This window comes from Parasphingorhabdus litoris DSM 22379 (assembly GCF_020906275.1).
GTDB classification, from domain to species: Bacteria; Pseudomonadota; Alphaproteobacteria; order Sphingomonadales; family Sphingomonadaceae; genus Parasphingorhabdus; species Parasphingorhabdus litoris.
On record NZ_CP086727.1, the window covers coordinates 608,620 to 634,380 of the forward strand.

General features: G+C 53.7%; 25 protein-coding genes. 15 read left to right on the top strand and 10 right to left on the bottom strand.

Going from position 1 to position 25,761, the window contains the following annotated elements:
* Positions 1 to 26: 26 nt before the first annotated feature.
* The 5 genes from BS29_RS03030 (at position 27) to BS29_RS03050 (ending at position 4,661) form a co-directional block, all read left to right on the top strand.
* On the top strand, positions 27 to 1,142 hold the full coding sequence (locus BS29_RS03030; protein ID WP_407673739.1) for an A/G-specific adenine glycosylase: 1,116 nt from the start codon (positions 27 to 29) through the stop codon (positions 1,140 to 1,142).
* Entirely contained in the window at positions 1,139 to 2,479 is a 1,341-nt protein-coding gene (locus BS29_RS03035) for a serine hydrolase domain-containing protein (protein ID WP_229955750.1), read from the top strand. Before BS29_RS03030 ends, BS29_RS03035 begins: the two co-directional genes overlap by 4 nt.
* Positions 2,480 to 2,499: 20 nt before the next feature.
* Positions 2,500 to 3,408 (top strand): NAD(+) diphosphatase, encoded by a 909-nt coding sequence (nudC, locus tag BS29_RS03040; RefSeq protein WP_229956928.1) that lies wholly within the window; start codon positions 2,500 to 2,502, stop codon positions 3,406 to 3,408.
* Positions 3,409 to 3,618: 210 nt separating this feature from the next.
* A complete protein-coding gene (locus tag BS29_RS03045; RefSeq protein WP_229955751.1) occupies positions 3,619 to 4,167 on the top strand; it encodes a GbsR/MarR family transcriptional regulator in 549 nt (182 codons plus the stop codon).
* Between the two features lie 143 nt (positions 4,168 to 4,310).
* Positions 4,311 to 4,661: a hypothetical protein gene (locus tag BS29_RS03050; protein WP_229955752.1), complete on the top strand. Its 351-nt coding sequence runs from the start codon at positions 4,311 to 4,313 to the stop codon at positions 4,659 to 4,661.
* 151 nt (positions 4,662 to 4,812) lie between these two features.
* Here BS29_RS03050 and BS29_RS03055 read toward each other — a convergent pair whose 3' ends face one another.
* Entirely contained in the window at positions 4,813 to 6,918 is a 2,106-nt protein-coding gene (locus BS29_RS03055) for a phosphatase PAP2 family protein (protein WP_229955753.1), read from the bottom strand.
* A gap of 285 nt (positions 6,919 to 7,203) precedes the next feature.
* Positions 7,204 to 7,617: a DUF1489 family protein gene (locus BS29_RS03060; RefSeq protein ID WP_229955754.1), complete on the bottom strand. Its 414-nt coding sequence runs from the start codon at positions 7,615 to 7,617 to the stop codon at positions 7,204 to 7,206.
* A 136-nt stretch (positions 7,618 to 7,753) separates the two neighbouring features.
* Between BS29_RS03060 and BS29_RS03065 the strand changes: the two genes are divergently transcribed.
* Entirely contained in the window at positions 7,754 to 8,263 is a 510-nt protein-coding gene (locus tag BS29_RS03065) for a hypothetical protein (protein ID WP_229955755.1), read from the top strand.
* 30 nt (positions 8,264 to 8,293) lie between these two features.
* Here the strand turns inward: BS29_RS03065 and BS29_RS03070 are convergent, their stop codons facing one another.
* Together BS29_RS03070 and mgtE are read right to left on the bottom strand one after the other, a co-directional pair.
* Complete coding sequence (locus tag BS29_RS03070) at positions 8,294 to 8,806, bottom strand: GNAT family N-acetyltransferase (protein ID WP_229955756.1); 513 nt, start codon at positions 8,804 to 8,806, stop codon at positions 8,294 to 8,296.
* Positions 8,807 to 8,809: 3 nt separating this feature from the next.
* Positions 8,810 to 10,219 carry a magnesium transporter gene (mgtE, locus tag BS29_RS03075; RefSeq protein ID WP_229955757.1) on the bottom strand — a complete coding sequence of 470 codons (1,410 nt, stop codon included), beginning with the start codon at positions 10,217 to 10,219 and terminating at the stop codon, positions 8,810 to 8,812.
* Between the two features lie 178 nt (positions 10,220 to 10,397).
* Here mgtE and BS29_RS03080 point away from each other — a divergent pair, with 178 nt between their 5' ends.
* Genes BS29_RS03080 through BS29_RS03095 form a run of 4 tightly spaced genes read left to right on the top strand, consistent with a single transcriptional unit; the run spans position 10,398 to position 12,779 of the window.
* Positions 10,398 to 10,847, top strand: coding sequence for a peptidylprolyl isomerase (locus BS29_RS03080; RefSeq protein ID WP_229955758.1), 450 nt, complete (start codon positions 10,398 to 10,400; stop codon positions 10,845 to 10,847).
* 23 nt (positions 10,848 to 10,870) lie between these two features.
* The gene (locus tag BS29_RS03085) at positions 10,871 to 11,296 is read left to right on the top strand and encodes a hypothetical protein (RefSeq protein ID WP_229955759.1); all 426 of its coding nucleotides are present in this window, start codon (positions 10,871 to 10,873) and stop codon (positions 11,294 to 11,296) included.
* Positions 11,297 to 11,319: 23 nt separating this feature from the next.
* On the top strand, positions 11,320 to 12,216 hold the full coding sequence (gene yghU / locus BS29_RS03090; RefSeq protein ID WP_229955760.1) for a glutathione-dependent disulfide-bond oxidoreductase: 897 nt from the start codon (positions 11,320 to 11,322) through the stop codon (positions 12,214 to 12,216).
* Positions 12,216 to 12,779 carry a carboxymuconolactone decarboxylase family protein gene (locus tag BS29_RS03095; RefSeq protein ID WP_229955761.1) on the top strand — a complete coding sequence of 188 codons (564 nt, stop codon included), beginning with the start codon at positions 12,216 to 12,218 and terminating at the stop codon, positions 12,777 to 12,779. The genes yghU and BS29_RS03095 overlap by 1 nt, the downstream gene beginning before the upstream one ends.
* Positions 12,780 to 12,787: 8 nt before the next feature.
* Here the strand turns inward: BS29_RS03095 and BS29_RS03100 are convergent, their stop codons facing one another.
* Positions 12,788 to 13,621, bottom strand: coding sequence for an LD-carboxypeptidase (locus BS29_RS03100; RefSeq protein ID WP_229955762.1), 834 nt, complete (start codon positions 13,619 to 13,621; stop codon positions 12,788 to 12,790).
* Between the two features lie 56 nt (positions 13,622 to 13,677).
* Here BS29_RS03100 and BS29_RS03105 point away from each other — a divergent pair, with 56 nt between their 5' ends.
* Positions 13,678 to 15,075, top strand: a complete 1,398-nt coding sequence (locus BS29_RS03105; RefSeq protein ID WP_229955763.1) for a UDP-N-acetylmuramate--L-alanine ligase — start codon at positions 13,678 to 13,680, stop codon at positions 15,073 to 15,075.
* A 91-nt stretch (positions 15,076 to 15,166) separates the two neighbouring features.
* Here BS29_RS03105 and BS29_RS03110 read toward each other — a convergent pair whose 3' ends face one another.
* Complete coding sequence (locus BS29_RS03110; protein ID WP_229955764.1) at positions 15,167 to 15,421, bottom strand: hypothetical protein; 255 nt, start codon at positions 15,419 to 15,421, stop codon at positions 15,167 to 15,169.
* 176 nt (positions 15,422 to 15,597) lie between these two features.
* The gene (locus BS29_RS03115) at positions 15,598 to 16,476 is read right to left on the bottom strand and encodes a LysR substrate-binding domain-containing protein (protein ID WP_229955765.1); all 879 of its coding nucleotides are present in this window, start codon (positions 16,474 to 16,476) and stop codon (positions 15,598 to 15,600) included.
* Between the two features lie 416 nt (positions 16,477 to 16,892).
* Here BS29_RS03115 and BS29_RS03120 point away from each other — a divergent pair, with 416 nt between their 5' ends.
* Entirely contained in the window at positions 16,893 to 19,178 is a 2,286-nt protein-coding gene (locus BS29_RS03120; protein WP_229956929.1) for a CDC48 family AAA ATPase, read from the top strand.
* A 13-nt stretch (positions 19,179 to 19,191) separates the two neighbouring features.
* Here the strand turns inward: BS29_RS03120 and BS29_RS03125 are convergent, their stop codons facing one another.
* On the bottom strand, positions 19,192 to 20,550 hold the full coding sequence (locus BS29_RS03125; protein ID WP_229955766.1) for an MFS transporter: 1,359 nt from the start codon (positions 20,548 to 20,550) through the stop codon (positions 19,192 to 19,194).
* Between the two features lie 2 nt (positions 20,551 to 20,552).
* Positions 20,553 to 20,924, bottom strand: coding sequence for an antibiotic biosynthesis monooxygenase family protein (locus BS29_RS03130; protein ID WP_229955767.1), 372 nt, complete (start codon positions 20,922 to 20,924; stop codon positions 20,553 to 20,555).
* 104 nt (positions 20,925 to 21,028) lie between these two features.
* Here BS29_RS03130 and BS29_RS03135 point away from each other — a divergent pair, with 104 nt between their 5' ends.
* The 3 genes from BS29_RS03135 to BS29_RS03145 all read left to right on the top strand — a co-directional run bounded on the left by BS29_RS03135 (position 21,029) and on the right by BS29_RS03145 (position 25,033).
* Positions 21,029 to 21,655 carry a class I SAM-dependent methyltransferase gene (locus tag BS29_RS03135; RefSeq protein ID WP_229955768.1) on the top strand — a complete coding sequence of 209 codons (627 nt, stop codon included), beginning with the start codon at positions 21,029 to 21,031 and terminating at the stop codon, positions 21,653 to 21,655.
* A gap of 128 nt (positions 21,656 to 21,783) precedes the next feature.
* Positions 21,784 to 24,699: a M16 family metallopeptidase gene (locus BS29_RS03140; RefSeq protein WP_229955769.1), complete on the top strand. Its 2,916-nt coding sequence runs from the start codon at positions 21,784 to 21,786 to the stop codon at positions 24,697 to 24,699.
* Between the two features lie 37 nt (positions 24,700 to 24,736).
* Positions 24,737 to 25,033: a hypothetical protein gene (locus tag BS29_RS03145; protein WP_229955770.1), complete on the top strand. Its 297-nt coding sequence runs from the start codon at positions 24,737 to 24,739 to the stop codon at positions 25,031 to 25,033.
* 160 nt (positions 25,034 to 25,193) lie between these two features.
* On the opposite strand, the gene pal is transcribed toward BS29_RS03145, so the two are convergent.
* Complete coding sequence (pal, locus tag BS29_RS03150; protein ID WP_229956930.1) at positions 25,194 to 25,700, bottom strand: peptidoglycan-associated lipoprotein Pal; 507 nt, start codon at positions 25,698 to 25,700, stop codon at positions 25,194 to 25,196.
* Positions 25,701 to 25,761 lie beyond the last annotated feature (61 nt).

Below are 25,761 nucleotides of genomic sequence, written 5' to 3' on the forward strand. Positions count from 1 at the left end.
GCGATGCACCATGGCATAGGCACCCCATGGGCGTCGACAGAATAACCGGTGAAGCGCAGCACATCACCGCCAAAATCAGTGCACATTATGTGGATAACGCCAGAAATTTACCGTGGCGGGTACCGCCTAAACTGTCCGCAAGTGGCCAACTGCCCATTCCTTATCATGTCTGGTTGTCCGAAGTGATGCTGCAACAGACCACCGTTGCAGCGGTGATTGCCTATTTTCAGAAATTTACGGAGCGTTGGCCCAGTGTTGCTGATTTAGCTGCGGCAGATGAAGCCGAGGTGCTGGCGGCCTGGGCTGGTCTTGGCTATTATGCGCGGGCGCGAAACCTGCACAAATGCGCGCGTCATGTCACCGAGAATCTGGGTGGCGTGTTTCCGTCGCAAGAGGCTGAGCTGCTGAAACTGCCGGGCATTGGGGCCTACACGGCTGCGGCTATAGCGGCGATAGGTTTTGGTCAGCGTGCGGTAGTTGTTGATGCCAATATCGAACGGCTGGTCGCTCGGCTCTTTGCCATTGATGCACCCTTACCGAAGGGCAAAACGGATATTCGCATCGGTATGGACGCGCTGACGCCAAATGATCATGCTGGTGATTTTGCACAGGCCTGTATGGATATTGGTGCAAGCATCTGTACGGCCAAGGCGCCAAAATGTGAACTTTGTCCAGTGCAAACCTATTGCCGAGCTTTGGCAAAAGGTGATCAGGAGCGCTATCCAGTCAAACCACCAAAAAAGGCTAAGCCACTGCGTAAAGGCCGCTTTTTCTGGATCGAACAGAATGAAAAACTGCTGCTTGTGACCCGTCCGGCCAAAGGGATGCTTGGCTCTATGCGTGCTCTGCCGGACGACGGTTGGGCGGCCGGAACAGACGGTCATGGCCAATCACCAATGGACGGCGATTGGCAGATTCACGAGAATATTGTTCAGCATAGCTTCACGCATTTTTCGCTTGAGGTCGATTTGGCGGTTTATCAAAGCGATAAAATCGTTATTAACAAGGGTGATAATAAAGAAACGGGACTGGATGATGCGCTCTGGTGGCCCATTGCCGGGATTGAGGATGCAGGTTTACCGACACTATACGCCAAAGCGGTGCGCTGGGCAGTGAAACACAAACTGAAGGATCACAAATGACGACCGATCAAAATAGAATATCTTCGTTTAGCCGACGCTCGGTTCTTGGCGCCATCGGGGCTAGCGCTTTTCTGGCTGGTGCGCCGACCGCAGCTTTTGCAAAGTCTCTCGCTCGGCCGGTATCGCCCTTTCCGGGCCTGACCAAGATTATCAATGATTATGTCGCCGAGAAAAAAGTGGCAGGCATGTTGGCTGCTATCGGCATGGGGCAGGCCGATCCCATGATCATTGCCGCTGGCACCCACAAACTGGGTGGTGAAAAGCCGGTTGATAGGAATACGCTATGGCGTCTCTATTCACAGACCAAGCCGGTAACCGGCATAGCCATCATGATGCTGATCGAGGACGGCCAGTTAAAATTGGACCAGCCGCTGGCCGAAATTCTGCCCGAATTTTCTGATATGCGGGTTTTGCAAAATCCCGAAGGATCGCTCGACGAGACGGTAGCGGCGCGGACGCAAATCACCATTCGTCATTTGCTGACTCATACCGCTGGTCTGGGCTATTCTATCATTAGTAAAGGTCCGATCCAGAAAGCATACATAGCTGAAGGTATCACGCCCGGCGTCGTTAGCCGTACGCCTCTTCCCGGTACAGAGCCCGGACCGCCAACGCCGGATATTGAAACCTTCTCGAAAAATCTCGCCTCTTTGCCGCTGGTCTATGAGCCAGGCACAAAATGGAGCTACTCCGTCAGTCTCGACCTGTTGGGCTATGTGGTTCAAGTCGCTTCGGGCATGCCGTTAGAAGAGTTTTTGCAAAAACGCATGTTCGATCCACTAGGTATGAAGGACACATTCTTCCAGCTGCCTGCTGACCGGGTTGCAGATTTCACGGACAATTATGCGCCCTTTGGCGGAACCCTGATCCCGATCGATCCGGCCGCAAACAGCATTTATCTGGATAAGCCTGCTTTTGCCTTTGGGGGTGCTGGTCTGGTTGGATCTGCAGCGGATTATGACAAGTTTCTCTCCATGTTACTTGGGTTCGGAACCTATCGAGGAACCGCAATCATGCAGCCGGAAACGGCCAAGCTCGGCATGTCGAACCTGCTTCCAGAGAACGCTGATTTGAAGGGGACATGGGTTGCCAAGCAAGGCTTTGGCGCTGGCGGCCGTGCGGGCCTTGGGACGACGGAAAGTCCGGCTGGAACCTTCGGTTGGGGCGGCGCTGCTGGCACGGCGGCTTTTGTCGATACTGGCAATGGCTTCCGGGCAGGGGGCTATACGCAATATATGCCGTCCAACACCTATCCGTTCCAATCGAATTTCCCGAAATATGTCTATGCCGACTTGATGAAGCAAATGTCGGCAGGTGAAGGTAAAACCAGTCCGTGAGTGATCCCGTCCTGCCGATTATGACCAGCGATCTGAGCGCCATCATTCCGACTTTTGCAGGCGGAACTATGGATCGCGCCGATCAGGTTCGGGTCAATCCAGAGCGGCTGAAAGAAGCGATGATGCGGCCCAACGCGCGGCTGCTCAAACTGGACGGATTAAGCCCGGTTTTTGATGCCATGGGTGATCTCGCCTGGGGACCGCTGTATGAAGCATCGCCGGACAATGATCTGTTACTGCTGGGCATAGACGGAGATACGCCTTGTTTCGCGGAGCTTAATGGCGTGGGGAGCGCTATGCCCCATGCCGATCCAAGGCTTTGGCAATCGCTGGGCATGCTCCCGCCCGAGCAGGCCGCCATTTATGCCACCGCGCGCAGTCTGGTCGACTGGCATGCGCGGCACCGGTTTTGCGCCAATTGCGGCAAGCCAACAGAGTCCCGCAAAGGTGGCTGGGCGCGCCAATGTGACAAGGAAAAGGACGGCTGCGGCGCGGAACATTTTCCGCGTACGGATCCAGTCGCGATCATGCTGGCGGAATGTGAGGGAAAAATCCTGCTCGGCCGACAACCACGCTTTCCGCCCAAACGCTTTTCGGCACTGGCTGGTTTTATCGAACCGGGCGAAAGCATCGAAGGCGGCGTTGCTCGTGAGCTCTGGGAAGAAGCGGGCATCAGAGTCCGCAATGTGCGCTATATTGCCAGCCAGCCCTGGCCCTTTCCATCTTCTCTAATGATGGCCTGTACCAGCGTGACCGATGATCCAACTTTGACGCTGGACGAAGAAGAAATTGAGGAAGCCGCGTGGTTTTCGTTGGATGAAGTGAAGGCCGCCATGAACGGCGATGCTGATGCGCCCTTTATAGCGCCACCGCCTTTTGCAATTGCCTATAATTTGCTCAAGAATTGGATGGATGAGCAGGAACGGTAAATGATGTGCTGACTTGATTCTTGGAGAATACGGGGATCAAAATGGCTGAGAAAAACAGTTAACCTGAGGCTGTCTATCTAGTGCAGCGCGAACTCGGTTGATGCTTTAACAATCTATCAAATTTTATCCGGCCACAGTCAGCTAATCCGAAAGCAATTGACTAGAACAGTAATTTCTGTAATTACTGAAATTACGAAAGGTTGATTCGCTATGGGCGTTGAAAAATATCCAGAGGCAATGGAGTTTATTCTTCATTGGGGCGAAATGGGAACGCATTGGGGGGCGAATCGTTCGGTTGCCCAGGTTCATGCGCTTCTTTATCTTAGTAAAGACCCGCTGGATGCCGAGAGTATTTGCGAAGCGCTTAAGCTTGCAAGATCAAATGTATCCAATGCTTTGAAAGACCTTCAAGGATATGGTGTTGTTAAACGCACCCATGTTCCAGGTGATCGCCGTGATCATTTTGTTGCGGAAACGGACCTGTGGGTCATGTTCATGGCAATTGCCGCGGAGCGTAAGCGGAGAGAGATTGATCCGATTATTTCGAAGCTTTCCGAGCTGGAAAAACGTTTGGCGGATAGTCAGAATCTACCCGTTCATATCCATCAACGTATTGGTCGTATGCATCAATTTATCGGTACTCTTACCAATTGGTACGAACAGGTACGCGGGCTGAAGAAAAGCACGTTGATTGCGCTAATGAAGCTCGGCAGCAAAGTAGCCCGCTTCATTCCCGGTTCCGACAAGAACGAAACTTAAATTTCAGGAGGACGCTATGCCGCCCGCGCAGAACCATATTCATTATTTTCTCTAATAACAGAAATTACTGAAACAAAGATATTGTAAAGGACGTAACCATGACCGTTATCGCTTATAGCTTGTATCTCCTCATTGCGATCAGCATGACCATTTGGGTTGCATTCACGCTATCTACCAATGGAAAGGTCTATTTGATCCGCTGTTTCGGGCATGACGATGAGCTGGCAACTTCAATCAATCACCTGCTAGTTGTCGGCTTCTATTTGGTGAATTTCGGGTTCATCGCTTTAGCGCTTAGTGCGGCAGGGTCTGCTGATACGGCCGTTGAAGTGATGCGATTCCTCGGCTGGTATGTTGGCGTTGCAACGCTTGTCTTGGGCGCTATGCACTTTTTTAACATGGCCTTGATTACCCGTCATGGACGCAAGGTTGCAGACTGGGTTCACGATCAAGCCCCTGCAGCCGAATATCCGGCCAGACGTAAAGTGGATTAAGATTCACTGCTATCATAAGTCTCACCGGATCCAATTCGGTGAGACTTTTCATGCCATCGCTTAGGATCGATAAAGACAATGGTGAGCGCAAAAGAAAACAGGCCGGATCGCTCCGGCCTGTTCCCCTGTTATTTTGTGAACGTGACGACATTCACAAAATCATTTGTTCCCCAGGGACATGGCGCAGCCACCATTCCTGATTGGAAATCTGTTTGCCGGTGCGATCGATGATCGTCAGCGTTGCCGCCGAATCCGCCTGACCATTGATTGAGATGAAATCTCCATCAAAGCTGGTGAAGGTCGTTTCCATCGGATCACCGTAGGTTGGTGCCTGCTCAAGCAGAATTCCGACCGCGACACGTTCGCCCATGCGCAGGCTGTCATAATAGTCGGAATAATAATGCACGCCTGCCATATTCCGGCCGATCGAGATATTCGCCGCCAGCTTGTCGAGTTCACCCTGAATGGTCAGTGCGCCTGTATATTTGCTGTCCTGTACCAAGCGGTTGCCACTGGCATTTGGAACATAGACAATTGGCGTGCCATCTGGTTCGACCAACGGGCGTTCAACGCCGCTATCACTACCTTCAAACATCTCGAAAAAGGCTTTGACCATCGTGACACAGCCACCTGCCACTGTTGCATGGCCAGCACCATAGGCTGGGTGCATCGGTGAACCTTCAGGGAAAGCCATGGGTAGCAGCAGATTGCAGTCATCGAAATTGCTAAACGGTGTTGAACCGCCAGCACAATCGGTCAGGCGCATATCATTCATCGCTGTCTCATTCTGTGCTTCGTTATGAGCAATTAACGCTGCTTTCAGCGCGCCCGGCAATTCACTGTGCATATGCTCAAATGCCGCCTGTGCATCACCCAGCTTGTCGGCATCGCCGCATTCAACCAGCGCCATACGTCCGCCCATCAGCTCGGGACGGGCCCGGCGGTGATAGTTGAATTTTTCACGACGCACCGCCTTCAGGCAGCGAGTGGCCACTTCGGTGACCAGCGACAAAATATGTGGTCCGCCAAAAGTAGCGAATGCCGTCCGCCTTGCCGATGCAGTGCTGCTGTCGCGGAAACCGGGTTCGGGGAAACCCTTCGAGGCAGGAACGCCCATTGCATCAATGATCAGCACGGCATTGAGATAGGCTTCATAAAGCGCATCAAAATGCACGTAGGTTGCCAGGTCGCGCGGCGTTGTAATGAACCGGCGTTTCTCTTCGAACAAATTAGCACCTCTGAAATCTGCGCCATTTTGTACATCACGCCAGGTCGGCCAGTCGGTCATATGATCGAGGCAGCTTTTGTGAACCGTCGTACGCTGATCGATTGACAAGCTGCCATAGCGAATAAAACCGTCCTGCAGGTCATAGCCTGCATCCTTACCTGGGAAGCTTGCGGCGCCTCCGCCAGGGCCAGCCAGGCCGGTATTGCCGATCAGCATGAACTGCGACACATAAGGCCCGACCAGGGATCCCTTGGTTGAACCTCGAAATACGGTTTCGGTGGTGAGGGCGGCGGCAACGGGATTGCTGTCATCCTGTGTCCGCGCGAAGCGGCGATTGCGTTCGAAATTATTGAGCCCGTCAGCATCTACATAGGCGGGCGTAGATGATCTGACGCCGGTGCCGCTAAAATAGGGCATGCTGTTCAGGGCATCGACAACCTCAGCGGATGTGAGCTGTGCATCGCTGTCGCCATCGCAAAGCTGCTTGGCGCTGTCACCTTCGCAGATGCTGGTGAACGGCACGTCGCGTAAGATGGCAAGGCCGTAAACCTCAGCCATTTCAGCTGCTTTTTCAGATGAACCAACGCGTGGGGCGGGGGCCATCCCGACGCTGTCTGCATCTGGTCCTTGCAGTTCATAGACATGACCAGCACGCGGGCTCTCCCAGCCGCGCCATTGTGGTATTTGGCTGTTCACTGTGCATTGGAACGTCGGCTCGGTAGTCTCTGCCGCGCGGTCGGTGGCATCTTTGACGATATTTTCAAACAGATTGTTGTCGTCGCTGTTTATTGCTTCGACAAATGTGCGATAATCGTCGCCAAAAGAGAGTATACCAAATTCATCATGATGCAGTCCTTTGGTAAAGTTGGTGGGGAATTTGGAACCGGCATAGTCGAGTTCCTCGGCATTGTTGCGGGACGCGGCATGCGGCCGGGTTCGGGATATTTCCGCTGCCAGTTCCCGCAATTCTTTCGCTTTGCGGGCGCGTTCGGTGCCGTTGGGGCAGGGTACATTATGGGATAGTTTCACTTTTACATCTCCTTAAATCAAGAAAATGCGACCTGAGGCGGCGTCCAGTTTCTTCGGGGGAGGATCGCTGCTTCTGATAAGGGAGATACAGCTAAATCATTCCCGCCAGATTGGAAAAAATCGACATGCAAGCCTTTGCAATATAGGCGTTTTTATACAATTTGGCGACTAAGTAGATGAGAATATTGCCAATATTTCTGACACCCAGTCGCAGGCGGAAAATCGCTAGGCTACTGATTTTAAACACAAAATTATTTGCGCCATTATGGGATGGCGGAAATAATTCTACACCAAACCTAATCTCGATAGTTCGCCGAGCATCTCTGCCGGCATTTCTTCAGCCCCTTCTGCGCCCTCGCCAAGATCAGGCGGTGCGTCTTTCTCTTCCAGATAGCGCCAGCCCTGATGCGCACGGCGGGGTATGGTCTGCACAGCGACGAGCTTTGGTTCCAGCCTGATCCACTGGCGGCCTTCGCCATTATCCTGAAAACCGATAATTGGACTGCGGCCAACAATTTTCTTCGTGTGAATCCAATAAAGTGATCCACCAACCATTTCGGCGTGTCGTTTCGGCAAATAGCGGGTGGTCAGACGCGCTTCACCATTTGTTGCTTCATTGCCGATATGGGATTCCAGCCAGGCCCGCAAAGTTGCGGGACTTTCACTCCGAAAAGCGATTTTTGTCATGTTAAGCGGCATGAGGCTTATGTGTGGTGACCGGCCGGATTAGTCAAGCGAGATGGAATCGATACTCGGCCCCCATAGCTGAGATCACTCAATCCATCGCATCAGTCTCATTTTTTTGATTGCAAATGATTATCAATAGCATATTAATATGTTCGAATCTGAAAGAGGAGAAGCGAATATGGGACTATGGTCGGGAAAACCGGAGCCGGGAACCTGGGGAACAGGAAATCTGGGGTCTGGCAGTTTGAAAAAGCTGATGACGCCTTTGCCCGATCTGATGTCTCTTGCTGCCTCGGAAGCCAGAATCATCATGTCCCTACGCGTCGTGGTGATGAGCCAGAAATGCTACCGTGACTCTCGTCCCTATCTTCAGGATCGTTTGGGTGATGAGTTTGCCGCAAACCGTTTCCTGATCATGGTTGAGGCGATTGGTGAGGCTTGGCCGGAAAGCGTGAAAATCGCGCGTGCCTGTTGTCCGCACACCATGCCGGACGAGATGTTGCTGCTAAACATGCTCTGCTATGTCCGGCAAGAATGTCGCCCGGGCTTTGACGCTTTGATTTGTGAAATGATCGCACCATGCGGCCGGGATCGGATATATACTGATATGCGCAACTTCGTGACGACCTATAAAGCTTGGTCGACGGAAAGCCGATGAACATTGCGGTCGGTCGTCAAGTAGTGATCGTTACCGACTGTGGCGCTCAAACATGATGACGTCGCTATCCTTATATTGGCGGATCCCGGTCTGCTGATATCCCAACTTACCCGCCAATTTTATGGACGGTGCATTGTCTGGACTGATGATGCAAACGGTTTTGTCTGGCGCGAATGTGTCTTGCAGCCAGCTTTGGGCCGCGGACATGGCTTCAAAGGCATATCCTTTATTTTGACCCGCTGTGGACAATATCCAGGCAGCTTCATGAAAAGCGTCAAAATCCGCGCCGATGCCGCGGCGGAAATCACCGAAACCGGCATCCCCGATATAGCGATCCGTTGCTTTTTCGATGACTGCAAATAGCCCATATCCTAACAATTCCCAGCGCCCGAAATGAGCCAGAAATCTTAGCCAGGCGTCGTCATCTGATGATGGTTCTCGCCCAATAAACTGCATGACCTCGGGGTCTTGCGACATGGCTTTGAAGGGCTCAAAATCACTGGCCACATGGGGACGGAGTAAAAGCCGTTCAGTTTCAATCATATCTTATAGCGTGACCAGCCCACTGAACACGGCCAGGCTAAGAAACGCCAAAAAGCCCATCGTATCGGTGATCATGGTTACAAAGACCGATGATGCCAGCGCCGGATCCTGTTTCATCCGTTCCAGCATGACCGGCACAAAAATACCGGCAAAGCCAGCAATGACAATATTGATCAGCATGGCTGCTGCGATGACCCCGCCGAGCATGGGATTGGCGAAAATCAGGGCGGTGCCGATACCAATTAATATGGCAATGGTTCCGCCGTTGAGTATCGCGATGCGAAATTCACGCACAATGATCCTGCGCGTGTTGGATCGGGTCAGTTCGTTCATCGCAAGCGCGCGCACAGAAACCGCCATGGTTTGCGTGCCGGCATTGCCGCCAATAGAAGCCACGATAGGCATCAAAACCGCCAGTGCCACCATCTGTTCTATGGCAGCGCCAAATATCGAGATAACAAAGCTTGCGACCATGGCGGTGGCAAGATTGGCGATCAGCCACCGTACCCGTGATTTGTAACTGTCACGGATCGGTTCGTTAATGTCACCTTCGCCGGCACCAGAAAGCAGCAAGACGTCCTCGCTCGCCTCATCTTCGACAATATGAAGAATATCATCAACGGTAACCATCCCGATCAGCCGCCCGTCTTCATTGACTACTGCAGCTGAAATCAGATTATATTTCTGGAACCGCAGCGCGACTTCTTCCTGGTCCATGTCCACCGGGATCAGCGTCTGTTCGCGCTTCATGATATCAGCAACAGCGATGTCGCGGGGTACGCGCAATATCCAGCTTAACTGGCAGGTGCCAACAGGCTTATGGGATGGGTCCACAACAAAGACTTCCCAAAATTCGGTTGTCAGATCGCGATGCTCGCGCAGATAGTCGATCAGCTGTCCGACATTCATATGTTCCGGCACAGCGACCAGGTCACGCTGCATGATCCGGCCAGCAGATTCTTCAGGATAGGTGAGCGCGCTTTCAATCGCGGCCCGGTCTTCCGCGTCCAGTTCTGCGAGAACGGCTTGTTGTTCGCCTTCTTCCAGATCCTCAATGATGGCGACGGCATCATCGGTTTCCAGCTGTTCGGTCAGATCGGCAATTTGCCCGGGCTCCAGAACTTCGATCAGGTCTTCGCGGACGTGCTCGTTCATTTCGGACAGCACGTCGGCGCTGACGAGATCACCGAGCGCCCCCGCTAATGGCGCGCGTTCATCCTCGTCGACCAGTTCGAACAGGTCGGCAATATCAGCATTATGCAGAGGATTGACCAGTTCCTGGGCGAGATTGTCATCACCCCGGTCGACCGCCTCGGAAACCGAGCGGACAAATTCATTGGTCAGACGATTGTCGTCGTCCAGCTTTGGCGGGCCAATTTCTTCCGCCTCGGGAGCGTCCGTCATCTCGGTCATGTCGATGCTCCCTTTTCTGGTCCGTGGCGTCACATAAGGCGGGTTTGTAATAGCTGTGCCGCTATAATTGCAATCTTTTGTGACATTTATCGAAAGCAGCGGGTGATTTTTGTAAATTGCCTCTCTATATGCAGGGCCAGACATTTTATCACCGAAACAAAAATATAAGGAACAGCCCATGGCGCACGAAAAAATGACCCTTCACCTCAATACTGGCGATGTTGAAATCAAACTGCGCCCCGACCTGGCTCCCGGCCATGTTGAACGTATTACCGAGCTGGCGTCGGAAGGCTTCTATGACGGCGTCGTTTTTCACCGCGTGATTGACGGTTTCATGGCACAGGGCGGCGATCCAACCGGGACCGGCATGTCAGGTTCCGACAAGCCAGATATCCCAGCTGAGTTTAGCGATGCTCCGCATAGCCGCGGCGTATGCTCCATGGCGCGCACAATGGACCCGAACAGTGCGAACAGCCAATTCTTCATCTGTCTTGATGATGCGGGCTTCCTCGACGGTCAATATACGGTCTGGGGCGAAGTCACCAGCGGTATGGAAGCCGTTGACGCGCTGCCAAAAGGCGAGCCACCAGCAGAACCAGGTTCTATCAAAAACATCACATTGGGCTAAACGCATCTGCACAGGATCCTGATATGAAAATCTCCTTATTCTCCGGCCTTGCATCAATCAGCCTTTTGTTAGGCGCTTGTTCGGCCGGAGGTGAGGAAAAGGACAGTGCAGCAAAGGAAACTACCGTCACCATTGATCCGGCGGCGGCGCAAACCGGTCCCCTTGCCGAGATGCAGGGGCGCTGGGCATCCGACGAAGATCCCAATCGGACCCTTGAAATAGAGGGTAGTAATTTTCAGGAAAGCTACACGGGCGATCCGCAATATGCCGTTCCGATTGTTTTCGTCGATAGCTGCAAAACGAAAATTCCCGATTTTGAGGGAAAAGCTTTCATTTTGTACGGCAAAGAAAAACAGGCCTGCTATCTCCTCTATTCCGTGTCAGAAGAAAGACTTAGCTATATAGATGGCACCCGCGGGAGAACATCGCGTTTCACGCGGAAAGAATAGACTGACAACTGGAGACTGAAGCAATGACTGACCAACCAGCCGAATATACACCGCCCAAAGTCTGGACCTGGGATACGGAAAGCGGCGGGCGTTTTGCCAATATCAACCGCCCGATTGCAGGCCCTACCCATGACAAGGAATTGCCGGTCGGCAAACATCCCTTTCAGCTCTATTCGCTCGGCACGCCCAATGGGGTCAAGGTCACAATCATGTTCGAAGAGCTGTTGGAAGCTGGGATCAGCGCCGCTGAATATGACGCATGGCTGGTCAACATTGGCGAAGGCGCTCAATTTGGCAGCGGCTTTGTCGATATCAATCCAAACAGCAAGATTCCGGCGCTTCTCGATCACAGCACAACGCCGCCGACCCGGCTGTTTGAATCCGGTTCGATGCTAGTTTATCTCGCCGAGAAATTTGAGAAGTTTCTGCCCACCGATCCTGCCAAGCGCACGGAAGCGATGAACTGGCTGTTCTGGCAAATGGGCAGTGCGCCTTTCCTTGGCGGTGGGTTCGGGCATTTCTATGCATATGCACCGGAAAAATATGAATATCCGATCAATCGCTATGCGATGGAAGTGAAGCGGCAGATGGATGTGCTGGATCGCCATCTTGCGGATAATGAATATTTTGCAGGCGACGAATATAGCATCGCGGACATGGCCATCTTCCCCTGGTATGGCGGATTGGCGCGCGGCGTACTTTACGAGGCCGGCGAATTCCTCTCCGTACAGGATTATAAAAATGTTCAGCGCTGGACCGCACAAATCGGTGAGCGACCCGCCGTCAAGCGCGGCATGATGGTCAACCGTCCCTATGGCGAGCCAGAGACACAGCTGCACGAACGCCATGATGCCAGCGATTTCGAAACCAATACGCAGGACAAACGGATCGCGCGCGGCGAAGTTGAAGCGCCGGAATAATGCGGCTGAACAAGCCTCGCATCGCGCCGCTATCCGACGCGGATATGGACGATGAGCAAAAGGCGATGCTGGGCGAGCGCTTCCAGCAAGGCCCGGTGTTCAATATTTTCCGTACATTGGCCCGCGCGCCAAAGGCCTTCAAAGCGTTTATGTGGTGGGGCGGCTATATGCTGTCGCGCCACAATAGCTTGCCGGAACGCGAGCGGGAAATCATCATCCTGCGGACCGGGTTCAACTGGAAATCCGGCTATGAATGGGCGCAGCATGTCCGCATCGGCAAGGATGCAGGGATAACTGACGAAGAGATTGAACGGATCAAGCAGGGACCGGATGCGCCGGGCTGGTCATCGTTGGAAACGGCAATGTTGCGGGCAACGGATGAGCTGACCAGCGATAGTTTCGTATCTGATGCCACCTGGGCAGAACTTTCGGAACTGACCGAGAAGCAGCGCATGGATCTAGTCATGACCGTTGGTCAATATACCCAGGTTTCAATGATGCTGAACAGCTATGGCGTGCAGCTGGATGAGGGATTGGAACTGGATCCCGATCTAAAAGGCTAAGCCGCGTTTCAGTCTGGCAAGGTGCCAAAAGGTACGACCTTGTTATCCACATCATGGCCAATATCTGCGCTGCCCAGATAGGGAATGGCATAGCGGTCGCACAGGCGCTGAACAATTTCTTCCGCTTCTTCACCGAACGGCCGATTATTTTCCGGCACTTCGCTGACTCGGCCTAAGCGGATGCCTGCTAGGCCTTTGTCAGCGAGATGCGTGGTAACATTGAACAGCGCGCGGTCGAAGGCGTAGAGATATTCCGCTATTTCCTCGATCATAAGCACGTGGCCCTCAAGATCCGGCAGTAATGGCGTGCCGACCATCATGGCCAAAGTCATCAGGTTGAAGGCGGCATATTTCTGTCCCGGCTCAACATGCGGTTCCAGCGCCGTTCTGTCCTTGCTCACCAGCCAGTCAAGCCCCCGGTTGACCGCAGCCATACCGCCTTCGCGCCGCATATCGACGGGCATCGGTCCGTGCGCTTGTGTGCCAATGCCCGCTTTATACAGCGCGCCCAGCAAATTGCCGCCGTCGCTATATCCCATATAGCTTTTGTCATGGGCGGCCGGTTCCAACTTCTCCAATATCGCATCTGCGATCCGCGCTGCGCCATAGCCGCCACGAGCGAACCAGATCGCATCGATTGACGGATCATTAGCGAGAGACAGAAACGCGGAGCATCGCAGGTCATCCTTGCCCGCAAAATGCCCTTCTATGGCAAAGCATTGATCGTGAAAAACCAGCTCGGCATCAGGATGACTTTGGCTGGTGAGAGTGATGAGTTGTTCTGCTTCTTCCCTGTACAAAGGCGTTGATGGCGCACAAATGCCGATCCTGACCTGTCCCACGATATTTTTACCCCAATATGTTTGCCAAAAAGCTGTCGAGGCCATAGCGGGGGATGATGAGTAAAGACAAATCCTATTATTTTTGTGGCATTGGCGGGTCAGGCATGTTGCCGCTGGCGATGATCGTTCGAGAAAGCGGTGCAACAGTATCGGGATCAGATCGAGCCCTCGATCAAGGACGGCTTGCCGCCAAGTTTGAATGGCTGAAAGAAAAAGGCGTAGGCCTGTTTGCCCAGGATGGCAGCGGGCTGACTTCCGGCGATCAGATATTGATTGCGTCCGCAGCCATTGAAGACACTGTGCCGGACGTTGCGAAAGCCAATAGCCTTGGTTGCGCCCGCATGACCCGTGCGGAATTGTTGGCGCAGCAGTTTAACGCCTCACCGCGCAGCATCGCCATTGGCGGAACCAGCGGCAAGTCCACAGTCACCGGCATGATCGGCTGGATTTTGACCGAGGCTGGTCTGGACCCGACGATCATGAATGGCGCGGTTATGAAAAATTTTGTCGTAGACGACGCGCCTTTTGCCAGCTCGCGGGTGGGAGATGGCGGCATCATGGTTAGTGAAGTCGACGAAAGCGATGGGTCTATCGCCTTGTTCGATCCCGAAATTGCGGTGCTCAACAATGTCAGTCTGGATCACAAGAGCCTGGAAGAATTGCGTCAGCTATTTGGTGATTTCGCCAGCAAAGCCAATCACTGTATCTGGAACCTCGATGATGCAGAAACGGCAGCTTTGGTTGATGGTCTGGAACTGCGCGATGCAATCAGTTTCGGCTTTTCCGATGGGGCTGATTTCCAGGCTACCGATATAGCAGAAGCGCCAATCAGCAGCAGCTTTACCCTGTGGGCCGAGGGCAATAGCTTTCCGGTTGCCCTTCAAGTACCCGGGCGTCACAATATTGCGAATGCACTTGCCGCTATCGCAGCGGCCTCCGCCGTCGGCGTGCCAGTGGCCGCCAGCGCAAAAGCGATCGCTAGATTTAATGGCCTTGCACGGCGTTTCGATGTTGTCGGCACGGCTAATGAAATCAGCGTCATAGATGATTTCGGCCATAATCCCGATAAGATAGCGGCCACGCTTAAAACCATGAAGGCCTTTCCTGGCCGTATCATTGCTTTTTTTCAGCCGCATGGTTTCGGGCCAATCCACAAAATGGGCGCGGAATTGGCTGAAGTATTTGCTGAGCTGCTTGACGAAAATGATTGCGTAATATTGTGCGACCCCGTCTATTTTGGCGGCACTGTGGATCGCAGCATCGGTAGTGATTCCATTACCGATGCCGTGAAAGCGTCGGGCGGCCATGCCGAGCATATTGCGGATCGCGAGGATTGCGGCGCACATATTGTTGACATTGCCCGGCCCGGTGATCGCATTGTAATAATGGGCGCACGGGATGATACGCTGAGCCTGTTTGCGTCAGACATATTGGCGAAGCTTTCGGTCAAATAGCAGCTTGCGTCTCAACGCAAATCAGGCCCTGAAAAGGGCCTGATCTTAAGAGATTATCGCGGGTTTGAAGTGAAATCAGCTTTCACTTCTGTCAGGGGCTAGTCGGACTATCGTCGTCGTCATCGTCATTTATTATTGTCAGCGTGATAAAACCGACGGCAATGGCACCGGCCAAGATGCCTATGATGGTATCGCTACCACCACCTAAATTGCTGGCTTGTTCCTGACTAGCAGAAACGCGCTCAACGCTGGCGCTGGTCACCGGGGCGACTGCTTGCGATTGCGCCACTACAGGCGCCGCCGAAAGGGATAAAGCTGATAAGGCAGCCAAAGTCTTAAAACGCATGCATTTTCTCCAATATTTCGCTCGGAATAGTCTTCCGTGATTACTCACAGAAAATTCCCGAATATTTGGTTTTTACGACAATAAATGCCGCATCATACGTGACGATTCTTATCTTTTATCATAAAATCAAATAAATGTCATGGAGCCCTGGCAGGCAAACAAGCACGGTTGGTCGATTAAAGTCCTGCTTTTACAACCCAATCATGGAAAATCCGAACGGCGCGGTTCTTTTTGTCACGCTTGCGGCAAACGAACCAATAGGAATACGGACTGTCGATATCATAGTCGAACAGCCGGGCGAGACGCGGATCATTGGCGTCTGAAAAATGGCCACCATGCATGATCGCTACGCCAAGACCTTGCGCTGCGGCTTCGAGCATCAATGGCCCGCTGTTCATCTGATCGACGTTCGCTGGATCCAGGTCAGGCTTTCCTACAGCCTCCTTCCAACGATCAAAAGCCTTGGCCATATCGCTGTGGATCAGAATATTGTGGCCTTCCAATTCATCTGGCGTTTTGATCGCATTCGGGCCATTTACAAGCTCTTTAGCGGCAATCGCATATACTTTGTTGCTGTCCAGCTTTACCGAATAGAGATTGGGATCAACATGATCGGCAATGATGATCGCAGCATCGATGACATCGCCCAGCATGTTTTCCGCATGAGTAGACGTATCCACATCAATATGCAGTTTCGGATATAGTTTTCTGAGCTCCGGCAATCGCGGCACCAGACGTGTGGCACCAAAAAGCGGCAAGACGCCAAGCCGCAGGCGCAGATCACCGCCACTCACTGTCATTTGGTCAACCGCCTCACCAATGGTTTCCATGGCCGGTGCGACGGCTTCGAGCAGTGTTTGACCATCGTCGTTCAAAACCATCGCCTGATTGCGTCGTTCAAATAGCGGCTTGCCGATATGATCTTCTAGCGATTTGATTCGCCGGCTAAGGGCAGGAGCGGATAGCGCCAATTCAGCAGCAGCAGCTTTGGAAGAACCGAGTCTGGCGACACGGATAAAGGCTTCCAGGGCGCGTAGGGGAGGAAGACGTCGCATGGTTTTTGCAATATCGGAGCTAAATGCGGATTGTGCAACGCAAAACTGCATTAATTTCTTATAGATCGGCTAAATAGCGTCCCTATCATAAATATTAGATTGCACATTATGCAACTGGCAGTGTTCTTTTCGCACTTGCAACATAAACGATTCTAGGCCAAATAGGTCTCGCCTTTCAGGCATCCTCTCCTAAAAACTTTTATAGGCCAGTCCTTCGGGATTGGCCTTTTTTTTGCCTGAAATCCGTCTCTGCCTGTCCTGTCGGGTGGATTATGGATAATTTCAGGGTCGCATAATGCGGGACGGCTCCCTATCTTGTTGGAAACAATAAAAGCGGCAGGAGTCTATCCCCCATGTCTGATCCGAAGTCTGATCCTCAATCCGATCCCGAATCTGAAACAGAACCCGATCCCAATATGATCAAGTTGCAGGTTGCCAATGCGCGGCCCGAAGACAGCGGTCGCGGCCTTGCGCGGCTGTCGCGGGAAAACCTTGGCAAACTGGGCCTGCAAGAAGGCGATGTCGTTGAGATAAGCGGCAAGCAAGCGACACCCGCCCGAGCCGTTTTACCTTATCCTGAGGATGAAGGGCTGGATTTTGTTCGGCTTGACGGTTTGCAGCGGGCCAATTCCGGCGTCGGTTCGGGCGATTTTGTCGAAATCCGGAAAGTCGAATCGAAAGCCGCCAAGAAGGTTGTTTTTGCCCCAGCGCAAAAAGACTTGCGACTACACGGCAGCGGGGCGGGATTGAAACGCAGCTTCATGGGCCGACCGCTTAACGCAGGAGATTTCGTTGCTACCCATGGCCAGCAACAGGTGGATCGCAGCGATATGCCGCCGCAATTGCAGCAGATGCTCGCGGCGCCTGCTTTTTCGCTTACCCAGATTCGCTTGATGGTGGTGTCGACAGCGCCGAAGGGCTTTGTCCATATTGACGAAAATACCGAGGTGGAGCTGCGTCCCGAATATGAAGAATCTACGGAACATCGCCGCGCCGATGTAACCTACGATGATATTGGCGGATTGCACGAGACTATCGATCAATTACGTGAGATGGTTGAGCTGCCGCTGCGCTATCCGCAGCTCTTCACGCGGCTTGGCGTTGACCCGCCACGCGGCGTTTTGCTCCATGGTCCCCCGGGTACCGGGAAAACCCGTCTGGCCCGGGCTGTCGCGAATGAAAGTGACGCGGAATTTTTCCTGATCAACGGGCCAGAAATCATGGGATCGGCCTATGGTGAATCCGAGAAAAAGCTGCGCGAAGTTTTTGAAGCCGCAACAAAGGCAGCGCCATCAATCCTGTTCATCGACGAGATTGACTCGATTGCGCCCAAGCGCGGTGAAGTGCAGGGCGAGACCGAGAAACGGCTGGTCGCACAATTGCTGACGTTGATGGATGGTCTGGAGTCCCGCGTCAATCTTGTGGTCATTGCTGCCACCAATCGGCCGGAGGCGATTGATGAGGCGCTGCGCCGACCGGGCCGGTTTGACCGCGAAATCATTGTGGGTGTTCCGGACCTGCGCGGCCGTAAGGAAATACTCGGCATTCATACCCGCGGCATGCCGCTGGAATCGGCTGTCAATCTAACCGAATTGGCTCGCACCACTTATGGATTCGTCGGTGCCGATCTGGCAGCACTGACGCGCGAAGCCGCGATTGAAGCGGTCCGCCGCATCATGCCGAAGCTGGATCTGGAATCGGAAACGGTACCGCCGGAGGTGCTCGAAGAACTCGTGGTCCGACGCGATGATTTTGTCGAAGCGTTGAAACGCGTGCAGCCTTCTGCAATGCGTGAAGTGATGGTGCAGGCGCCCGATGTCCGCTGGGAAGATATTGGCGGTCTGGACGAAGCGCAGATGCGTTTGAAAGAAGGTATAGAATTGCCGATGAAAAGCCCGGAGGCTTTCGCCAAACTGGGCATCCGGCCAGCCAAGGGTTTCTTGCTCTACGGCCCGCCAGGAACCGGCAAGACGCTGCTGGCCAAAGCGGTGGCGCGTGAAGCGGAAGCCAATTTCATCGCAACCAAATCCAGCGACCTGCTGTCCAAATGGTATGGCGAAAGCGAGCAGCAAATTGCCCGCCTGTTCGCCCGTGCCCGGCAAGTTGCGCCAACCGTTTTGTTCATCGATGAAATTGACAGTCTGGTCCCGGCGCGCGGGCGCGGCATGGGTGAACCGCAAGTTACCGAACGAGTGGTGAATACCATTCTCGCCGAGATGGACGGGCTGGAAGAAATGCAGTCGGTCATATTAATCGGCGCAACCAATCGCCCCGGTCTGGTCGATCCTGCCTTGCTAAGGCCGGGCCGTTTTGATGAACTGGTCTATGTGCCGGTGCCGGAGAAAGACGGCCGCCGCCGCATATTGGCTATTCATACGGCTGAAATGCCGATGGCCAAGGATGTCGATTTGGACGAGATTGCCGAACGGGCAGAGCGTTATTCCGGAGCGGATCTGGAAGATCTTGTCCGCCGTGCCGGGCTCTATGCGCTGCGGGAACATGGCGGGCTGGTCGAAACCGTAGCCATGAAGCATTTTGAAAAAGCGCTGAAGGAAAGCCGCGCTTCGGTGACGCCGGAAATGGAGGAAGAATATTCCAAAATGGAAGCGCAGCTGAAACAAAATGCGATGCGGGCTGAGCCCATCGGATTTGTGGCCCCCGGGATGTTGACCCCGGTACGCGACAGCAAGCATGATTTCTAGCGATTCAGGCTTTCTAACGATCTAGGCTGGGCGCTTCATCAAGCTTCAATGTTTTGAAGCCCCAGCCAAAGATGAACAAGCACATGGTAACCGCTATCCAGAAAGGTAGGCTGCTGACATAGGTGTACAGCAATACGCCGAGCGCTGGTGAAGCGATGAACGCCATGCCGTTCACGGACGCGACAATGCCGGCAACCCCATTTTGTTCAGACCGGTCCACAGCCAGCGAAGCCCCTGCTGTAAAGCCTGGACGGAAAAGACCAAAGCCAAGTGAACTGACCGCGAAGCCGATGATGATTCCGTAAAGGTCGTCGGCCACGCCAATTACCAAGCAGCCTATTGCGGCGAGTAACATACCCCATAATACCGATGATCGCGGCCCCATTTGCAGCAGCGGGATCAGCCCCCATTGCGCCAGCAAGGTAGCGGCCGCACCGGACATGAGAACAATTCCCGTCATTTCAATGGCGGTTTCCGGGTCAGCGCGCAGGCCCAGACGGTCGAGCACCAGAAAACCAATCACGCCCAATATCACAGCATGGGCATTGCCGCCCATGATTCCTGTAATCAACCACGGCTTGATACGCTTGTCGCCCCAGCGCAGACGCGGCGGCAAACTATCTTCCGATGGCTTGCCAGCGGCCTCATCCTCATGCCCGTCGTCCTTCAAACTCCCAGCTGATGGTGCCGCACTATAAGGTTCAGAAGTCACAACACCGCGCGCTTCAAATCCCGGATCATCATTAGGCAGTTTCAGTGCGAGTGCGATCATTACGATGATCCCCATTATCGCAAATGCAAACATCGGGCTTGAAAGGCCAAGCAGCGGCAGAATGAGCAATGGCGCTATTGCCGGACCAACAATTGTCCCCAGACCAAAGGATGAGGAGATAAGCGACAGTGCCTTGGTGCGATCTTCGCGCGCAGTCCGGGCCGCGACATAGGCTTGTACTGCTGGCGGGGCGGCGGAACCCAGCCCGCCATAGAGACTTCGAAATATCGCAAATAATATGAATGTCCACAGCGCGCTATACCAACCCAGCAGCCCCAGAAAGAGAGCCAGGCCTGCCAAGGCCATGGAGGTAGTAAAGCCGATCATGCCCAATCGCATCAACGCCTTGCGCCCGCGATGATCAGACATGCGCGCCCATTTGGGGGCCGTATAAACCCATAGCAAAGCCGACCAGCTGAAGGCCGCACTGACCCAGAAATCGGGAATTTTCAGCTGTGTACCGATGGTCGGTAATATCGACTGCATCGCAGTATTGCCGGAAGCGGTCACAAGCATCACCGCGAACAGCACCGTCATCCGCGTGCTGTCTATTGTTTTTTGCTTTTTGGCAGCAATTGGCGGTGAAGGAGAATCAGCCATGGTCAGCCGTATGGCATGCTATTTTCCTCAATCCCAGATTTTTCCCCGATCCCAGATTTTGCCCAGGCATAGCTGCGTTCTATGCGGGCCACATGCAGTGTGTAGCTTTCATACCATTTCCCCCGGCCCTGTTCGCGGATGGCGGAGTGAACGGGATGATCGCGCCAGGCCTTGGCTGCTGCATCATCTTTCCAATAGCTTACCGTTATGCCCAAGCCATCTTCCGAGCGGCTGCTGTCCTGACCCAGGTAACCTGTTTGTTCGGCCGCCAAATTGCTCATGACCGCTGCGGCCGCTGCATAGGCCTCGTGATCCATGTCCGTCCGCTGGGCGCAGAAAATGACAGCGATGGAGTCGGCGGGGTGCAGTTTCATAATGCTCTTTTAAACCTCTCCTCGCCTCGGACAAGCGCGAAGGTGTTTGAATGTGGAGCTGTTATGACTTAATAAGACAGCGGGATGATGATTGGAGAAAATGATTGACCAACAGCCTTGCAAAAGCGCCCTTATGGGGCCGAATCAAGCTACGGGTGGCGCGAACTTTTGGTGCTTGGGGCGTTTTCTTCAAAGGTTTTTTGAAGCATCCGGTGATGGTTGGCTCGATTATTCCGTCGTCGGCCACAACTGTCAAAAAGATGCTGGAGCCGGTCAAATGGGACGAGTGCGATGTGTTCGTTGAATATGGTCCGGGCATTGGAACATTCTGCCGTCCGGTGCTGGAGCGGATGAAACCGGGCGCGACGTTGATTGTCATCGATCTTAATCCCGACTTTATCGATTATCTCAGCAAGACCATTCGCGACAGCCGTTTCTTCCCGATACACGGCTCCGCTGCTGACGTGCAGCAGATCCTCCACGATCTCGGTCATGAAAAGGCTGACTATATTCTATCAGGTCTGCCATTTTCGACATTGCCAGATCAACTAGGACCCAAAATAGCCAAGGAAACGCACGAAGCCTTGCGTCCCGGTGGCGCTTTTCTGGTCTATCAATTCGTCAAACGCGCGCGCGATTTCATGGCGCCACATTTCGACCGGATTGATAATGGATACTCGGTCTGGAACATATTGCCCTGCCATCTGTTCTGGGGCTGGAAAAAGAAATAGTCGATTTATTCGCGTAGTTGTTGGTCGATGCAGGTCGTCCGTTGGTCGAAGATCAAACAGGACTTGCGCGACAAGTCCGCATGCCCATAGTAGTTTCCAATGAAATAAGATTTGAAGAGGATTCCCGCATGTCACGCTTTTCCCGCACGGTTGCTATTGCGCTTACTACCACTGCCTTGAGCTTTGCTGCTCCGGCCTATGCAGATGACGCTAATGGCGCCGCGCCTGCTCCGGTCAGTGAACTGGTTGATGCCGTCAATATTCCCTATGAGCGCTTCACTCTCGATAATGGCCTCAAGGTGCTGGTCCATACGGACCGCAAGGCACCGATTGTGGCGGTTTCAATCTGGTATGGCGTAGGCTCTGCCCATGAACCTGAGGGAAAGACTGGCTATGCCCATCTTTTCGAGCATATCATGTTCAACGGTTCGGAAAATGCGCCCGGCGATTTCTTTGAGCCGCTGCGGCAAATTGGTGCGACGGATTTAAACGGTACAACCTGGCTGGACCGCACCAACTATTTTCAGACCGTGCCCAAGTCCGCGCTCGAAGTCGCCCTTTTCCTCGAAAGCGACCGGATGGGCCATTTGCTTGGCGCGGTCACGCAGGAGAAACTCGACAATCAGATCGGCGTTGTCTCCAACGAAAAACGTCAGGGGGATAACCGGCCTTATGGTCTGGTCAGCTATCGCCAGACAGAATTGCTGTTCCCGGACGCGCATCCTTATGGTCACAGTACAATCGGATCGCTCGAAGACCTCGAGGCGGCGTCGCTGGATGATATGAAGCAATGGTTTATCGACCATTATGGCCCGAATAATGCGATATTGGTGCTTGCCGGAGATATTGATGCCGCGGCGGCGAAACCGCTGGTCGAAAAATGGTTTGGCGCCATTCCAAAGGGCAAACCGATTCCCGTGTTGAACCCGGAACTGCCAACTTTGGACGCACCGGTTTATGATGTCATGAAAGACAAGGTTGCGACCACACGAATTTATCGCAACTGGGTGGTCCCGGGCTTGAATGATCCCGACTATACGCCGCTGGATGTCGGTATGACTGTACTCGGCGGTCTGGCCAGTTCGCGGCTCGATAATATCATGGTTCGCGAAGAGAAAAATGCTGTGGCGGTGTCCGCCTTTGTCATTCCATTTGTGCATGGCAGCCTCGTCAACATTCAAGCGGATGTGAAGCCGGGTGAAGATGCGGACGCGGTCGCTAAGCGTCTGGACGAGATAATCGCCGACTTTATTCAAAACGGTCCAACCGAAGATGAAGTACAACGGGTTGCAACCCGCGATGCGGCGGCCCGGATCGCCGGATTGGAACAGGTCGGCGGATTTAACGGCAAGGCCACCGCGCTGGCGCAGGGTGAGCTTTATTCCGATGATCCCAAATATTACAAAAAGGAACTGGAACGGCTGGCCTCTGCTACGCCCGCATCGGTAACCGCGGCGATGAAAAAATGGCTGACACGGCCGGTCGTTGGAATCCGCGTTGTACCGGGTGAACGCGAAGCCTATCAGGAAGTGGAATCTGGCAAGGGTGCGCGCACCGGATCGCTGACAAGCCCGGCCTTTTATATGCAGGGTGAAAGCGAGCAAGCGGCGCCGGCAGCGGTTGACCGTTCTTCGCTGCCACCCGTGGGCGATATTCCCAATGTGGATTTCCCGGATGTCGAAACCGCGACATTGTCCAACGGTATCAAAGTCCATTTCGCCCAGCGCAATGCGGTTCCCATGACTCGCGTAACCCTGTCTTTCAATGCCGGGGCATCTGCGGATCCCGCTGATAAGATTGGTCTGCAAAATTTCACCACTGCGGTAATGGAGGAAGGAACAACCAGTCTGACCTCGGTTCAGATTGCCGAGCAGCAGGAACGTCTGGGCGCCAATGTCAGTGTCGGAGGCGGACGCGACCGGACGGATGTTAGCCTGAGCGCGGTTAATCCCAATCTCGATTCGTCGCTCGACTTGATGGCGGATATTGTCAAAAATCCGGCCTTCAAGACAGACGATATTGAGCGCATTCGGGTCCAGCAACTGACTGCCATTGACCGGGAAGAGAGCAATCCACGCAGCATCGCAACCAATGCTTTGCCACCGTTGATCTTCGGTGATGCACATCCCTATGGACGCGGGCTGTCTGGTAACGGCACCAAGGAGTCGGTGGCGGCAATCACGCGGAATGATTTGGTGAATTTCCATCAAAGCTGGATGCGTCCTGAAAATGCGACCATCTTTGCCGTGGGTCAGATCGACCAGCAGGTTTTGCTTGAAAAGCTCGAGATGCGCTTTGGCCAGTGGCAGCCCGAAGGCCAAGCGGCGGCGGGTAAAAATTTCAGCGCAGCAATCCCGGAAGCGGAAGGCAAGATCGTTGTTATCCACCGTGCCAATAGCCCGCAATCGATGATCCTGGCGGGTCAGGTATTGCCGTATAAGGGCACGGATGATCTGCTGACGCTCAATGCGGCTAATGAGGTTCTTGGCGGTAATTTCCTGTCGCGGATCAACATGGATCTGCGCGAAACCAAGGGGTGGAGCTATGGTACGCGCAACACGGTGCTGCGCGGTGAACATGATGTGCCTTATATCATGCGCGCACCGGTTCAGACCAATCAGACCGGTCCTGCCGTGGCCGCAATCATGAGCCAGGTGAAGGGTTTCCTGGGCGACAATGGTGTCACGCAGGCGGAACTGGAACGCACGGTCAATGGCAATGTCCGCCAACTACCCGGGCAGTTTGAGCAATCGCGCCGAGTATTGGGGCAGATGCAGGGCGATGTGATGTTCAAGCGTCCATCCAACTATGCGGAAACCGTCGCCGATCGTTATAAAGCTTTGACCACCGATGATCTCAACAAGGCGATGGCCGAAGCGATTGATCCTGATAAATTCACCTGGGTGATTGTTGGCGATGCAGACAAGATCAAGACACAGCTTGAAGCGCTGAACATGCCAATCGAATATCGCGGCTATGAAGCTGGTAACACCGATGTTAGTAAGGCAGGCAGTTCAAATGATTCGGCGATCGGTCAAGACTGATAACCGGTTCAGAGCTTTGATTTAAAAGGAGAAGAAAATGTCTATCGATGGTTCATATGATTGCGTAACCAAATCCCCAATGGGCGACCAAGCCTCTGTCGTGACGATTGTCACCAATGGCGACACGTTCACCGGCACCAACGAAGGCTCCATGGGCTCGATGGAACTGGAAGACGGTAAGATTGACGGCAACACGCTGACATGGGTCATGAACATGACTGTACCAATGCCAATGAAATTGGAAGGCACTGCAACGATCGAAGGTGACACATTGACTGGTTCCGTCAATGCTGGCGCGTTCGGCGAAATGGCGATGACCGGCACCCGGAAATAAGCCTTTCTACAAGACACAAAAAAGGCCGCTGTCCCATCGGATAGCGGCCTTTTTTTGTCTCCCCTCCCGCTTGCGGGAGGGGCCGGGGGTGGGAATATCCAAGGGGCGGCTGTATAACAGGCCCACCCCTAACCCCTCCCGCAAGAGGGAGGGGAACTCCCTATTGAACGACGATGCTCACCGCACGGCGGTTCTGCGCCCAGGCCGCTTCGTTAGAGCCCAGCGCTTCGGGGCGTTCCTTACCATAGCTTACCGTGGTCATCCGGGTCGGACTGACGCCCAGCGATGCGAGATAGTTTTTCGCTGCATTCGCCCGGCGTTCACCAAGAGCAAGGTTATAGTCCCGAGTGCCGCGCTCATCGGCATGGCCTTCGATCGTAATTCGCGCATTGGGATGCTGCGCCAGCCATTGGGCCTGGCTCTGCAGGATCGCCTGATCCTGTGAATCCACATTATAACGATCCGTATCAAACAATATGCGGTCGGACATGGTGTTGGCGAGAAAATCACCTTGAGAGCCTGGTGCATAGCCGGGGCCAGCTGGCTGAGGGGGAGCAACCGGTTCACTCGTCCCGGCGGGAGCTGGCGGCAATTCTTCCGGTGCCTTTTTTGCGCAACCTGCCAGAACCAAGCTGGAGGTAATCAGGAGGGGGGTCGCATATTTCAACATATTTCTGCTCCTAGTCTAATGTGCCCTTACGGGTAGTTATAACCTGTTTTCAGTTACT

Coding starts and splice junctions, on each gene's coding strand:
- BS29_RS03065 (WP_229955755.1), top strand. CDS start 7,754: ATGTTCGAATCTGAAAGAGGAGAAGCGAATATGGGACTATGGTCGGGA.
- BS29_RS03120 (WP_229956929.1), top strand. CDS start 16,893: ATGATCAAGTTGCAGGTTGCCAATGCGCGGCCCGAAGACAGCGGTCGC.
- nudC (WP_229956928.1), top strand. CDS start 2,500: ATGACCAGCGATCTGAGCGCCATCATTCCGACTTTTGCAGGCGGAACT.
- BS29_RS03035 (WP_229955750.1), top strand. CDS start 1,139: ATGACGACCGATCAAAATAGAATATCTTCGTTTAGCCGACGCTCGGTT.
- BS29_RS03050 (WP_229955752.1), top strand. CDS start 4,311: ATGACCATTTGGGTTGCATTCACGCTATCTACCAATGGAAAGGTCTAT.
- BS29_RS03070 (WP_229955756.1), bottom strand. CDS start 8,806: ATGATTGAAACTGAACGGCTTTTACTCCGTCCCCATGTGGCCAGTGAT.
- BS29_RS03085 (WP_229955759.1), top strand. CDS start 10,871: ATGAAAATCTCCTTATTCTCCGGCCTTGCATCAATCAGCCTTTTGTTA.
- BS29_RS03105 (WP_229955763.1), top strand. CDS start 13,678: ATGAGTAAAGACAAATCCTATTATTTTTGTGGCATTGGCGGGTCAGGC.
- BS29_RS03060 (WP_229955754.1), bottom strand. CDS start 7,617: ATGCCGCTTAACATGACAAAAATCGCTTTTCGGAGTGAAAGTCCCGCA.
- BS29_RS03140 (WP_229955769.1), top strand. CDS start 21,784: ATGTCACGCTTTTCCCGCACGGTTGCTATTGCGCTTACTACCACTGCC.
- BS29_RS03080 (WP_229955758.1), top strand. CDS start 10,398: ATGGCGCACGAAAAAATGACCCTTCACCTCAATACTGGCGATGTTGAA.
- BS29_RS03110 (WP_229955764.1), bottom strand. CDS start 15,421: ATGCGTTTTAAGACTTTGGCTGCCTTATCAGCTTTATCCCTTTCGGCG.
- BS29_RS03030 (WP_407673739.1), top strand. CDS start 27: ATGGGCGTCGACAGAATAACCGGTGAAGCGCAGCACATCACCGCCAAA.
- BS29_RS03045 (WP_229955751.1), top strand. CDS start 3,619: ATGGGCGTTGAAAAATATCCAGAGGCAATGGAGTTTATTCTTCATTGG.
- BS29_RS03130 (WP_229955767.1), bottom strand. CDS start 20,924: ATGAAACTGCACCCCGCCGACTCCATCGCTGTCATTTTCTGCGCCCAG.
- BS29_RS03125 (WP_229955766.1), bottom strand. CDS start 20,550: ATGGCTGATTCTCCTTCACCGCCAATTGCTGCCAAAAAGCAAAAAACA.
- mgtE (WP_229955757.1), bottom strand. CDS start 10,219: ATGACCGAGATGACGGACGCTCCCGAGGCGGAAGAAATTGGCCCGCCA.
- BS29_RS03115 (WP_229955765.1), bottom strand. CDS start 16,476: ATGCGACGTCTTCCTCCCCTACGCGCCCTGGAAGCCTTTATCCGTGTC.
- BS29_RS03095 (WP_229955761.1), top strand. CDS start 12,216: ATGCGGCTGAACAAGCCTCGCATCGCGCCGCTATCCGACGCGGATATG.
- yghU (WP_229955760.1), top strand. CDS start 11,320: ATGACTGACCAACCAGCCGAATATACACCGCCCAAAGTCTGGACCTGG.
- BS29_RS03145 (WP_229955770.1), top strand. CDS start 24,737: ATGTCTATCGATGGTTCATATGATTGCGTAACCAAATCCCCAATGGGC.